This window comes from Buttiauxella sp. AC142 (genome assembly GCF_979253435.1).
This window is the reverse complement of the sequence record NZ_CEEDCH010000001.1, coordinates 1308724-1321500: the sequence shown is the minus strand read 5'-3', so window position 1 is coordinate 1321500 and position 12777 is coordinate 1308724. Positions and strand designations below refer to the sequence as shown.

Below are 12777 nucleotides of genomic sequence, written 5' to 3'. Positions count from 1 at the left end.
GTATCCGGGAAAATAACCATGAAAAAAGTTCTGCTTGCCACATTATTAGCCAGCCTGAGCCTTTCCGCGTCGGCTGCACAAACTATTCGTTTTGCTATGGAAGCGTCTTACCCTCCGTTTGAATCGATGGATGCCAGCAACAAGATTGTTGGTTTTGATGTCGATTTAGCCAATGCGTTGTGTAAAGAGATCGATGCAACCTGTACCTTTAGCAATCAAGCATTTGATAGTCTGATCCCAAGTTTGAAATTCCGCCGTATCGACGCGGTAATCTCAGGCATGGACATCACTCCAGAGCGTGAAAAACAGGTACTTTTCAGCACCCCATACTATGAAAACTCTGCGCTGTTTGTCGGCCAGAAAGGCAAAATTGCTGATATCAGTGCGCTGAAAGGCAAAAAAGTGGGTATGCAGAACGGCTCCACGCACCAGAAATTTATCATGGATAAACATCCAGAAATCACCACCGTTCCTTACGACAGCTACATGAATGCCAAGCTGGATATGGAAAGTGGCCGTATTGACGCGGTATTTGGTGACACTGCTGTCGTTACCGAATGGCTGAAAGCCGATCCTAAACTAGCCGCCATTGGCGATAAAGTGACGGATAAAGACTACTTCGGTACAGGCCTGGGCATCGCTGTTCGTCAGGGCAACACTGACCTGCAGGCGAAGTTCAACACTGCACTTGAAAAAGTGAAGCAAGATGGTACCTACAAAACCATCTACGAAAAATGGTTCCAGAAGTAATCTGAATGAACGAAATGTTTACTTTAGCAAGCGCCGCCGGGATGACCGTCGGCCTTGCCGTTTGTGCGCTAATCATCGGCCTGGCTCTGGCGATGATTTTTGCCGTATGGGAGTCTGCAAAATGGCGTCCGATAGCCTGGCTGGGTTCAGCTTGGGTGACGGTGCTGCGCGGCTTACCTGAAATTCTGGTGGTGCTGTTTATTTATTTCGGCTCCTCACAGTTACTGCTTATCCTCTCAGATGGCTTCACGCTCAATCTTGGTTTTGCGCAGATCCCCATCCAATTACAGATCGAGAATTTCGATGTCAGCCCGTTCCTGTGCGGTGTCATTGCACTTTCCTTGCTCTACTCGGCTTATGCTTCGCAAACTTTGCGTGGCGCACTCAAAGCCGTACCAATTGGGCAATGGGAGTCCGGCCAGGCATTAGGTTTATCGAAAGCAGCGATTTTCTTCCGTCTGGTGATGCCGCAAATGTGGCGCCATGCGCTGCCTGGTTTAGGCAACCAGTGGTTAGTTTTGCTTAAAGATACCGCACTGGTTTCGCTGATAAGCGTTAACGATTTGATGTTACAAACCAAGAGTATCGCCACCCGTACCCAGGAGCCATTTACCTGGTATGTGGTCGCTGCCGCGATCTACCTCGTGATCACCCTCATCAGCCAGTACGTGCTCAAACGTATTGACCAGAGAGCGACTCGTTTTGAACGGAGACCCGGCTGATGCTTGAGTATTTACCGGAACTGTTTAAAGGCCTGCATACCAGCCTGACTCTGACCGTAGCGTCAATTGTGGTCGCGTTGATTTTATCGCTGTTTTTCACCATCGTTTTGACGCTGAAAACACCGGTATTGGTTCATATTGTACGTGCCTACATCACCCTGTTTACTGGTACGCCTTTGCTGGTGCAAATCTTCCTGATTTACTACGGCCCTGGTCAATTCCCGTCAATCCAAAATTACCCGGTGTTGTGGCATCTGCTTTCTGAGCCGTGGTTGTGTGCATTGATTGCCCTTTCGTTAAACAGTGCGGCTTATACCACGCAACTGTTTTACGGGGCGATTCGCGCGATTCCTGAGGGACAGTGGCAATCTTGTGGCGCATTGGGAATGAGCAAAAAGGATACGCTCGCCATTTTGCTTCCTTATGCATTTAAACGCGCCCTCTCGTCTTACTCAAACGAAGTGGTTTTAGTGTTTAAAAGTACTTCGCTGGCGTACACCATTACGCTGATGGAAGTGATGGGCCACGGGCAGTTGCTGTATGGACGGACTTACGATGTGATGGTGTTCGGTGCCGCAGGCCTGGTTTATCTGGTCGTGAACGGTTTACTGACGCTCATAATGCGTGTGGTAGAACGTCGCGCTCTGGCATTTGAACGTCGAAATTAAACGATAGCGAATCACAGAAAACGGCGGGGAATCCCCCGCCTTTTTTACGCCCGTAAAAATATAATTATACATTTTATTTGCATATAAATTCATATGCTGGCATGATTTTTTGACGCCGGAAAACGGTGAATACAATAAAACACGACAGACAGGAGCTACACACATGAAGAAGTTTATTTTGGCCGCACTGTTCGCCACAGCCGCATTCAACGTGGCCGCGGCCGACAAAATCAACTTTGGTTCTTCGGCGACTTATCCGCCATTTGAATCGCTGGATGCCAATAATCAGATTGTCGGCTTTGATATCGACCTGGCAAAAGCTTTATGCAAACAAATGCAAGCTGAATGCACATTCACTAACCATGCATTTGACAGCCTGATCCCGTCGCTTAAATTCCGTAAATACGATGCCGTAATTTCCGGCATGGATATTACCCCTGAACGCAGCAAACAAGTTTCCTTCACTGCACCGTACTATGCCAACTCAGCGGTGGTGATTGCCAAAAAAGGGGCCTTTAAGTCTTTTGACGAACTGAAAGGCAAACGTATCGGCATGGAAAACGGCACCACACATCAGAAATATCTCCAGGATAAACACCCGGAAATTAAAACCGTTTCTTACGATAGCTACCAGAATGCGATTATCGACCTGAAAAATGGGCGTATTGATGGCGTATTTGGCGACACGGCTGTCGTGAACGAATGGTTGAAAACCAACCCGCAGTTAGGGGCGGTGGGCGAGCACGTGACTGATGCAGAATACTTCGGTACGGGCCTGGGGATTGCGGTTCGCCCGGATAACAAGGCATTGCTGACCAAACTGAATACCGCGCTGGCAGCGATTAAAGCTGACGGGACGTATAAGAAGATTAGCGACCAGTGGTTCCCGCAGTAATTATTTACATATTCTAAACATCCAGGTCAGATTGTGTTTTTACCTTCTGGCCGATATTCTCACAAGTATCGTTCTGATGAAATAGACCCAATCATTTAAAGTATAAATGTACAATCTGAATTCGTACATTTGAATAATGAACAAAACACGCATTTTTACTTAAATTACATCTAATTAAGGATGGCGGTGACGTTTTTGCACTAGATAAATTATTATGTAAAATACATGACTGAATTTTACATGGATGATTTAAATGGAAAATAATAGTGTTCTACAATCTAATTCCTCTCGCCCTCCTTTGAATAACCTTTATATTTGGTTACTGGTTTTTTGTCCGATATCTTTCATTCCAATAACATATTTGCAGCTACATTCAAGCCCTGTGATTTTTATTTCACTTAAATTTATAGGTTACGCCCTACCTATGACATTATTTATTAAAGACCGAATCAATTTAACCGCGGCCGGATATACAAAATTACCACATTGGATATGGATATTTTTCTCCCCTGTTTATTATTGGAAAAGGGATAATATGACCAAGAGTAATCATACTATTTTCTGGTGTGGCCTGATTACACCTCTTATCTGTGCTACCTTAACATTCCCTATAATGGAAGAGTATGAGAATTCAATCTATACCCAGCCCGAGCAGCAGGATTCTTATACTCCAGCAGTGCCATTTCCAAATGCAGAGAATTGATTAGTCATATTATTTTCTTTACCTGGATAGATGTCACACGAGTCGATTTCCTTCTATCCAGGTTTTGGAGATTAAGGTGAAGGCAGCCGCACCAACAACGCCAATACCTCGTAATGCGCCGTATGCGGGAACATATCAAACAGCTGTACTCTCTCAACCCGGTATTCCGCCAGCGAAGCAATATCCTGTGCCATCGTCTGCGCATTACAACTTGAATAGATGATGTATTTCGGAGCCATGTTGTTCAGGAAATAACACAGCGCCTGGCCGATGCCACGTCTTGGCGGATTCACTAAAACCAGGTCAGGAATATCTACCTGCTCAGTAGCAAATTTCGTGGAATCCAGCGCCTGGAAGTGAATATCGGTTAAGCCGAGTTTTTCGGCTGATTGGCGAGCTGAAGCAATCGCTTCTGGGGCAATTTCAATTCCAGTCAGTTTCATATCCGGTGTGGCGCAGTGCAGCCCAAAGCCGCCAACTCCACAGAATAAATCCCACATATGTTTGACGGGCATTTCTCGCACCCATCCGCGAGCGGTGGCATACAACGACGCAGCAACCGTTGGGTTGGTCTGGAAGAAACTTTGCGGGCGGATATATAACGGCACGCCGTTAAAATTTTCTTCAAGCCATTGTTGTTCGGTGAACGGAATCTCCTGCTCGCCTTCCATAATCGCCATATGCACTGGCTGGATGTTGGCGGAAATCACTTTGAGCTGTGGGAGTTGTTGTTGCAGCCATGGCAGGGCCGCACGCAGCTGCTCGATTTTTGCATCGGAACGCAATACAAAACGCAGCATCATGTCGCCATCTAACTGGCTTTCCGTCAGCAAAAGATATTTCAGTTCGCCACGTTTACGCGCCACGTTATAGGGCGTCAAACCCGCACGAGCAATAAAAGGTTTCAGTACGGCAAAAACCGCCTGGAAAGAGGCTGGATAAAGCGGGCATTCGGTTAAATCTTCAGGCGTCCCATCGCGGTGCAGCATGCCAAGCAACGGCTTTTCTACGCTACCGCTGACCACCATTTTAGCTTTATTACGAAAAGCGTGTTCAGGGCCACTGATTGGCGCGCGCCAGTCTTGCACCGCAACTCCCTCCAGTAATTGCTGAAGTTCGTTCATTTTGGCGGTGAGCTGTTCAGAAATCTGCTGTTCAATCCACTGACAAGAACGGCAACGATTAGTCTGGTATAGCGCGCAATGCATAATTAAATCCTGAAGGGCGCAGAGCAAAACACTACGCGGTTATTGAAGTTTGAAAAAAAGCCGACTGCGCGAAGGGGCAAACAGCAGGAACAACACCAGTAAATCGGGGAGTTTCTGCATCATTAACGAGCGGAATATCTCACGTTTTGACTCGCCGGGAATACTAAAAAGTTCGGGATAACCCCAACCCAGCGACGCCGCCCATAAATATGAGACCGCAATAACCTGCGTGGCAAGGAATACCCAGCGCCCCCAGTTGCGCCCTTTCATGATGACAAACGCACAACGTAACTCGATGCAAAGCATCACCAGGCTACCAAGGAAAATCAGCGTCAGGTTCCAGGTTTGCACACTGCGATGAACAAAATCAATCACTCCACGCAACCCGAGCATGTTGAACAGCAACATAAGATCGAGCATCCGCGTAGTAAGAATAGCGATTGCCGCCACCAGAACGAGTGTGGGGGCATTCAATTTGGCTTGAGTTTGACTTCGTTTCCTGAAAATTTCCGCAAACCTCGTGTTCCATACGTCACAGTGCCGCGTCTGGCGCGGCACTGAGGGTTTTATCAGATTTTAAACCTTTCAGCTACGCCTTGCACGTTGGATATCGCGCAGGCGCTGCTTTTCTGCCCGCGCCATAAACCACCATGCAATTAATCCAATAACCCCGACGACACCCAAAATGATGGATGCCAGAGCGTTAATTTCCGGGTTGACCCCCATTCTGACACTCGAGAATACCAGCATCGGTAAGGTTGTCGCCCCAGGCCCTGAGACGAAGCTCGCAATAACCAAATCATCGAGCGATAAGGTAAACGCCAGTAACCAGCCGGAAACGATCGCCGGAGCAATCATCGGAACGGTGATCACAAAAAACACCTTTAGCGGCGTGGCGCCTAAATCCATTGCCGCTTCTTCGATTGAGTGGTCTAACTCGCGCAAGCGTGAGCTAATCACAACCGACACATACGCAGTACAAAAAGTGACGTGCGCAAGCCAGATGGTCAACATGCCGCGGTCACTTGGCCAGCCAATGGCATGCCCAAGCGCGACGAACAGCAACAGCAACGACAGGCCAGTAATGACATCAGGCATAACCAGCGGTGCGGTGAGCATAAAGGCAAAACCTGTGGAGCCCCGAAACTTACCAAAACGCACCATCACCATAGCAGCAATGGTGCCGAGGATAACCGCGGCTGTTGCAGCCGCAGCCGCAATGGCCAAACTCAGCCCCACCGCGCTCATCATCGCCGAGTCGTGGAATAGCTCGACATACCAACGTGTAGACCACCCCGCCCATACTGTTACCAGTTTTGAGCTGTTAAATGAGTAAATCACCAGCATTAACATTGGGGCGTACAGGAAGGTGAAACCAATCACCAAAATCAAAATACGCCACGGCGAACGAACTACCGGTAAATTGTTCATGCGTGGTCCTCCGCCGCTTTGTTCTGGTATTTGTGGAACCACATAATCGGCACAATCAGTAGGATAAGCATAGTGATAGCCACCGCTGAGGCCACAGGCCAGTCGCGGTTATTGAAGAACTCCTGCCACAATACGCGGCCAATCATGATGCTATCTGGCCCGCCGAGCAATTCCGGGATAACAAACTCTCCTACCGCCGGAATAAACACCAGCATCGAGCCGGCAATAATCCCGCCTTTGGTGAGTGGCACGATAACGCTAAAGAACGTTTTCAGCGGCCGGGCACCTAAATCCAGAGAGGCCTCCACCAGCGAGTAATCAATTCGGGTCAGCGCGGTATAAATCGGCAGCACCATAAAGGGTAAATAGGCATAAACAATACCGATATAAACCGCGAGATTGGTATGTAAAATCACCAGCGGTTGATCGATAACACCCAACCATATCAGCACATTATTAAGCACACCGTTATTTTTGAGGATCCCCATCCACGCATACACGCGAATCAGGAACGAGGTCCATGAAGGTAAAATAACCAATAACAACAGAATATTACGTGTTGAGGATTTACTGTGAGCCACCGCCCAGGCCAACGGATAGCCCAGCAGCAAACAGCAAATTGTAGAAACGCCCGCCATTTGCAGCGATTGCAGATAGGCTTCGGCATATAACGGATCGTCAGTTAGCTGAAGATAGTTAGCCAGATTCAGCGCCAGCGAAATCTGATCGTCTGCCCAGGTGACGAGATCGGTGTAAGGTGGAATGGATCGCGCTATTTCTGCAAAACTTATCTTAAAGACAATCAAGAATGGCAGCATAAACAGCAAAATTAGCCACAGATAAGGCAAAGCGATCACCAGCTTGCGGCCATGGCGCATTTGCATTTTTCCCAGCCACAATTTAAAACTGCTTGCCGGTGGCTCCGCCGGGCGTTCAGTCATCGTGCTCATTTCGCCCCCTTAAACCGTCAACACCACACAACTTTCAGCATCCCAACACAGGCGCACTTCGTCGCCCCATGTCGGCATTCCTTTACGATTGCGGTTCTCGTTCTGCAACTGCGCGCTGATCATCTGGCCACTTTTCAGGCGGACGTGATATATCGACAAGTCGCCAAGGTAAGCAATGTGCACCACTTCACCCACCGCAAAGTTGTAGCCATCGGCAGGGGGTTCGTCACAAAGCATCACTTTTTCCGGGCGCAATGCAACGTAGACCGGCACACCGTCGACCACTGAAATATCCGGGTCTACTTTCAATGGATGCACAAGCCCTGGACTGTCAATCACCAGGCCATCTTCCTGACGCTCTTTCAACAGACCTTCAAAGACGTTTACCGAACCGATAAATTCAGCGCTGTAGCGCGTTGCCGGGTATTCATAGACTTCTTCCGGCTCGCCGATTTGCTCGAATTTACCGCGATTCATGATGGCGATGCGCCCCGCCATAGTCATCGCTTCTTCCTGGTCGTGCGTCACCATCACGCAGGTCGCGCCCACGCGCTCAAGAATATCGACGACTTCAAGTTGCATACGGTCACGCAGCTTTTTATCCAGCGCGCCCATTGGCTCATCGAGCAGCAACAGTTTTGGCCGTTTCGCGAGGCTTCGTGCCAGCGCGACACGTTGGCGCTGCCCGCCAGAAAGCTGGTGCGGCTTACGTTTCGCGTACTCCTGCATATGCACAAGAGTTAGCATTTCCTGCACACGCTGAGTGATTTCACTTTTCGGCAGTTTGTCTTGCTTGAGGCCGAAGGCGATATTTTGTTCAACCGTCATATGCGGGAAAAGTGCATACGACTGGAACATCATATTGATCGGGCGCTGATACGGCGGCACATGCGACAAATCGACGCCATCAAGCACGATCTGCCCGGCACTCGGTTGCTCAAAGCCTGCCAACATACGTAAAAGTGTTGATTTACCACAGCCGGATGGCCCGAGCAGCGCAAAAATTTCGCCTTTATAAATGGTGAGATTCACATCATCAACGGCGTGTTGCCCGTCGAAGGATTTTGTGAGGTTGCGTACTTCAAGCAGCGGGGTGAGCGCTTTGCGAGTTTTCGCGTGTGGACGAGGAGTTGCGTCGTTCAATATGTTGCTCTCCGGCAAAAACGAAATAGATGTACGACCCGGTTGCCGTACTAATGACGATACAGAGGCCTGGGCCTCTGCTCGTGTTGGAGCGCATGCACTGTTTCGGTGCACCACTCCGTTGCAAACCTTGTTAAGTCGCTAACAGGTTTACTTATTTGCCTGTTTTAACTTTAGTCCACGCCCGGGTAATTACGCGGTCAACTTTTGGCGATTGCACACTTTGTGTGAACAATTTGGCACGCACATCAGCTGGCGGATAAATACCTGGGTTATCGCGAATTTCTGCGTTCAGCAGCGGCGTGGAGTCTTTGTTCGCGTTCGCGTAATAAACGTGGTTACTGATATTCGCCACGACATCCGGGCGCATCAGGTAATTCAGGAACTGATAGGCTTCGTCTTTGTTTTTCGCATCTGCGGTCATGGCGAACATATCGAAGTACACCATCGCCCCTTCTTTAGGAATGGTATAAGCAATATTCACGCCATTTTTTGCTTCTTTGGCGCGATTCGCTGCCTGGAGAATATCGCCTGACCAACCAATCGCGACGCAGATGTCGCCGTTTGCCAGGTCATTGATATATTGAGAAGAATGGAAATAACGGATAGACGGGCGCAGTTTCAACAGCAGATCGTTCGCCGCCCCGGTGTAATCTTTCGGGTCGGTGCTGTTAGGATCTTTGCCCAGATAGTGCAACACGGAGGCATAGACTTCGCTTGGTGCGTCAAGGAAGGAGACACCGCAGCTTTTCAGCTTCTCGAGGTTTTCGGGTTTCAGGATAAGATCCCAGCTATCCACTGGCGCGTCTTTGCCCAGTGCCGCTTTGACTTTTTCGACGTTGTAACCGATACCGGTTGTGACCATCATGTACGGAATGCCGTATTTATTGTCGTGGTCGTTGTGCGCGACCAGCTTGAGCATTTCCGGATCGAGGTTTTTGTAGTTCGGGAGTTTACTTTTATCCAGCGGCTGGAAAATCCCGGCCTGAGCCTGACGTTCGAGGAATTGCGAAGAAGGCACAACCAGGTCGTAGCCCGTACTGCCCGCCATCAACTTCCCTTCCAACACTTCGTTGGAGTCGAAGACGTCATAAACGACTTTAATACCGGTTTCTTTGGTGAAGTTTGCCAGCGTATCCGGCGCAATATAATCAGACCAGTTATAAACGTGCAGCGTCTTTTGTTCAGCAGCAAATGTGGTGGCAGAAACGGCCATCAGCAAACCCGCCACCATACCCGATAGCAATTTTTTACGTTGGGCGAACATAGTTATCATTCCTTCTGAATAAAGGGTAAATCTCGCTTTCGCGAGCATAATTTACTCAATCAACCTTTCACGCATTTTTTTCTCGCACACAGGCCATGCAAGAATCATGCATCTCTATTCAAACTGCTGTGAAAAAAGACTGACGCCTCCCCAGCAGACATTGCACGCTTTACGCGTCCCGCAAGAATAACTGTAGCCAGACTTAGAGACTATAGCCCACGCAGAAAAGTGACTTTTATCAATTTTTTAAGCATAAAACATCTATGGTGTGGCGCAAAACGGGCAGGAGTGGCGAGAATAATTCTGGTGGGAGGCTATTAAGGCAGAATAAAAAAACATGGAACGCAGCGGGTATGGCAGCCGCTGCGGTCAGGAAAGAAACGATTAGTGCAGGAAGTGGGTTTGAATAATTGTGCCGTCATCTTGCTCTTCTTCTCCTTCAGAGATAAAGAGCAGCTGGTTGGCACACGCTTCCAGAATCACCATAGAGATTTGCTCTTCACTCTGTTTTACAAAGGCAGCAAACTGCTCACGGGTAATGCCGACTGACGCTTGCAGCGACTGGCAAACCACAAGTTTTGGTAAATTGTCATCCTGGATATCCAGGAACGCTTTCACGGTTAACGAACTGGCGTTGATAGAGGACAAATCAGATGCCAGTGGCAGCAAAGCGGAAGGTTTTACTTCGGCCAGCGCTGAGAACAAGACGATATTATCGACCAGATCGATTTTCGCATCGTAGACACCATCAAAATTCTGCATATGGGGCAGATGGAGCGCCTGGCAAGTGTCGCACTCGAAAATGGTCACGCCGATTTCGTCAAGCCAGCGGCGTAAGATGTCCAGAGTCGGGACAACGAGTGAATCCATAAATGCCGTAGCCTCTTAAATAAGGGTGAGTAAGTCGCGCCATAGCTTACGCAAAAATAACGCCTCATACTAATATTATGCGCCCAATGGCTCATGCGTTCGAATTTAGCCGCCTGTTTTCAGGCAATATCCCGGCTGCGCTTGCTGTTCAATCCATTTAATCATCAGCGTCGCAATATCCACACCGCTTGTTTTTTCAATGCCTTCCAGACCTGGCGACGCGTTGACTTCCATAACCAGTGGGCCGCGTTCGGCGCGCAAAATATCAACGCCCGCCACATCCAACCCGAGCGTAGCAGCCGCATGCAGGGCGATTTCGCGTTCACGTTCAGTGATTTCAACCTGATTTGCCACGCCTCCGCGATGCAGGTTGGAGCGAAAATCACCGGGTTTTGCCTGGCGTTCGATTGCCGCCACCACTTTGTTGCCGACCACAAGACAGCGGATATCCCTGCCCTGCGCTTCTTTTATATATTCCTGCACCAGAATATGAGCGTTAAGACCCCGGAAGGCATCAATCACGCTTTCTGCCGCCTGCCGGGTTTCAGCCAACACAACGCCAATCCCTTGTGTACCTTCCACCAGTTTTACCACCAGCGGAGCACCGCCTACCATGTCGATTAAATCACTGGTGTCATCAGGTGAGTGAGCAAAACCGGTAACGGGCAAATCAATGCCCTGCCTCGCCATCAACTGCAAGGAACGCAGTTTGTCGCGCGCACGGGTAATCGCGACGGATTCATTGAGTGGATAGCTGCCCAGCATTTCAAACTGGCGCAAAACGGCAGTGCCATAAAATGTGATTGCCGAGCCGATACGTGGAATAACTGCATCATAATGCGGAAGCTGGCGGCCTTTATAATGCACAGAGGGTGCTGCCGGATTGATGTTCATATAGCAAGAAAGGGGATCGATAATTTCGACGGCGTGACCCCGGCGCGATGCCGCTTCACGAAGCCGTTTACAAGAATAAAGCGTTCCATCCCGGGACAAAATGGCGATTTTCACCCTGCACCTCAGCATTTCCAGTCTATGAGGCAATCTCAGTAGGCGTGATTGATGCAGTTAGTTTGGGCTCGGACTGCGCGGAAAAACCGGAGCGTACACGAAGTACGTGAGGATTTTGAGCACAGCCCAGGGCAAAACTAACAAATAAAATAGCCTAATGGGATAGTCTCTAATAATGACAGCGCGGATATCATAGCACTGCCATGTTGTTTCAACGAACGGGCAATGTATCTGGGGACTGTTTTAACACGTCAATTAAATGGCGTGTTGTGGAGGCCAGATGATGCGGATCGTAGACCACATAGAGATCCGCCGGGATCGCTTTTGTGAGCGGGCGGAAGGTCACGCCCGGCCAGTTCATTTGCGCGTAGCTGTCGGCCATGATGGTTAATCCGATACCGATGCTCACCAATGCCAGCACCGTTTGCGGCTCGACGGCTTCCCTGACTATACGCGGCGTGAACCCCGCCTCCCGACAGACCCCCTGCAAAAAGGTCCAGTCAGAATGCACCGCCGTCATGGTGACAAAAGCCTCGTGACGCAACTGCTCGATATCAATGGCGGTTTGTTTTGTGAGGGGGTGCTTTTCTGGCAAGGCCACTAAAAACGTCGCGTCGTGAAGTTTTTCGCTGCGTAAACCGGGAGGTGGATTGGTTTCCATACGCCAGATCCCGGCGTCGATGTCATGGCGTTCAATTAAAGAAAGCTGGACGCCAGGTGACTTTTCGCGGAATAAAATATCAATCGCGGGATAATCAGCGATAAATTGTTGCAGCCCCAGACGCAACCCGCCCCAGATAGCGGTGCCGACAATGCCCAGGTGAATTCGCCCACCTTCGCCACGACCTATTTGTTCGACTCGGGCCAGGGCAAGGTTTGCGCTGTCGAGCAAACGCCGGGTTTCTTCGAGTAGAATTTCACCCGCATAAGTAAGCGCGACGCTACGTGAATGGCGAATAAACAGAACGGTGCCGAGCTGGGACTCTAATTCTTTGATATGAAAACTCAGCGGCGGCTGGGACATATTTAAGCGCGCCGCAGCTTTGCCAAAATGCAGCTCTTCTGCCACAGCCTGGAAATAGCGCAATAGTTTTAAATCGGTACGATAAACTCGCTGTGAAATGCTCATGAGGCTCCCTTTGTTCTGGCAGCCCCATAAACT

The 12777-nt window shown here is 49.3% G+C and carries 14 protein-coding genes; 5 read left to right on the top strand and 9 right to left on the bottom strand.

Annotated features, from left to right (window positions below; genetic code table 11):
- The first annotated feature begins 18 nt into the window (after nt 1–18).
- The 5 genes from artJ (AC0IWZ_RS06015) (at nt 19) to AC0IWZ_RS05995 (ending at nt 3738) form a co-directional block, all read left to right on the top strand.
- Nucleotides 19–750: an arginine ABC transporter substrate-binding protein gene (gene artJ, locus AC0IWZ_RS06015; RefSeq protein WP_034494270.1), complete on the top strand. Its 732-nt coding sequence runs from the start codon at nt 19–21 to the stop codon at nt 748–750.
- Nucleotides 751–755: 5 nt separating this feature from the next.
- On the top strand, nt 756–1472 hold the full coding sequence (gene artQ / locus AC0IWZ_RS06010; RefSeq protein WP_034494267.1) for an arginine ABC transporter permease ArtQ: 717 nt from the start codon (nt 756–758) through the stop codon (nt 1470–1472).
- Complete coding sequence (gene artM, locus AC0IWZ_RS06005; protein ID WP_034494266.1) at nt 1472–2140, top strand: arginine ABC transporter permease ArtM; 669 nt, start codon at nt 1472–1474, stop codon at nt 2138–2140. Before artQ ends, artM begins: the two co-directional genes overlap by 1 nt.
- 163 nt (nt 2141–2303) lie before the next feature.
- Nucleotides 2304–3035, top strand: a complete 732-nt coding sequence (gene artJ / locus AC0IWZ_RS06000; RefSeq protein WP_471677846.1) for an arginine ABC transporter substrate-binding protein ArtJ — start codon at nt 2304–2306, stop codon at nt 3033–3035.
- A 253-nt stretch (nt 3036–3288) separates the two neighbouring features.
- Nucleotides 3289–3738, top strand: a complete 450-nt coding sequence (locus AC0IWZ_RS05995) for a hypothetical protein (RefSeq protein ID WP_471677848.1) — start codon at nt 3289–3291, stop codon at nt 3736–3738.
- Between the two features lie 71 nt (nt 3739–3809).
- Here AC0IWZ_RS05995 and rlmC read toward each other — a convergent pair whose 3' ends face one another.
- The 9 genes from rlmC to AC0IWZ_RS05950 all read right to left on the bottom strand — a co-directional run bounded on the left by rlmC (nt 3810) and on the right by AC0IWZ_RS05950 (nt 12744).
- The gene (rlmC, locus tag AC0IWZ_RS05990; protein WP_471677849.1) at nt 3810–4946 is read right to left on the bottom strand and encodes a 23S rRNA (uracil(747)-C(5))-methyltransferase RlmC; all 1137 of its coding nucleotides are present in this window, start codon (nt 4944–4946) and stop codon (nt 3810–3812) included.
- 39 nt (nt 4947–4985) lie between these two features.
- Nucleotides 4986–5453, bottom strand: coding sequence for a YbjO family protein (locus AC0IWZ_RS05985; protein ID WP_172896150.1), 468 nt, complete (start codon nt 5451–5453; stop codon nt 4986–4988).
- 78 nt (nt 5454–5531) lie between these two features.
- Nucleotides 5532–6377 carry a putrescine ABC transporter permease PotI gene (gene potI / locus AC0IWZ_RS05980; protein WP_471677851.1) on the bottom strand — a complete coding sequence of 282 codons (846 nt, stop codon included), beginning with the start codon at nt 6375–6377 and terminating at the stop codon, nt 5532–5534.
- The gene (gene potH / locus AC0IWZ_RS05975) at nt 6374–7327 is read right to left on the bottom strand and encodes a putrescine ABC transporter permease PotH (RefSeq protein ID WP_471677852.1); all 954 of its coding nucleotides are present in this window, start codon (nt 7325–7327) and stop codon (nt 6374–6376) included. Before potH ends, potI begins: the two co-directional genes overlap by 4 nt.
- A 9-nt stretch (nt 7328–7336) precedes the next feature.
- Nucleotides 7337–8470 (bottom strand): putrescine ABC transporter ATP-binding subunit PotG, encoded by a 1134-nt coding sequence (potG, locus tag AC0IWZ_RS05970; RefSeq protein WP_115629877.1) that lies wholly within the window; start codon nt 8468–8470, stop codon nt 7337–7339.
- Between the two features lie 154 nt (nt 8471–8624).
- Nucleotides 8625–9737 carry a spermidine/putrescine ABC transporter substrate-binding protein PotF gene (gene potF / locus AC0IWZ_RS05965; RefSeq protein ID WP_034494259.1) on the bottom strand — a complete coding sequence of 371 codons (1113 nt, stop codon included), beginning with the start codon at nt 9735–9737 and terminating at the stop codon, nt 8625–8627.
- Nucleotides 9738–10121: 384 nt separating this feature from the next.
- Nucleotides 10122–10607 carry a YbjN domain-containing protein gene (locus tag AC0IWZ_RS05960; protein WP_034494256.1) on the bottom strand — a complete coding sequence of 162 codons (486 nt, stop codon included), beginning with the start codon at nt 10605–10607 and terminating at the stop codon, nt 10122–10124.
- A gap of 105 nt (nt 10608–10712) precedes the next feature.
- Nucleotides 10713–11615 (bottom strand): 30S ribosomal protein S6--L-glutamate ligase, encoded by a 903-nt coding sequence (rimK, locus tag AC0IWZ_RS05955; protein ID WP_172895063.1) that lies wholly within the window; start codon nt 11613–11615, stop codon nt 10713–10715.
- A gap of 211 nt (nt 11616–11826) precedes the next feature.
- A complete protein-coding gene (locus AC0IWZ_RS05950) occupies nt 11827–12744 on the bottom strand; it encodes a LysR family transcriptional regulator (protein WP_034494253.1) in 918 nt (305 codons plus the stop codon).
- Nucleotides 12745–12777 lie beyond the last annotated feature (33 nt).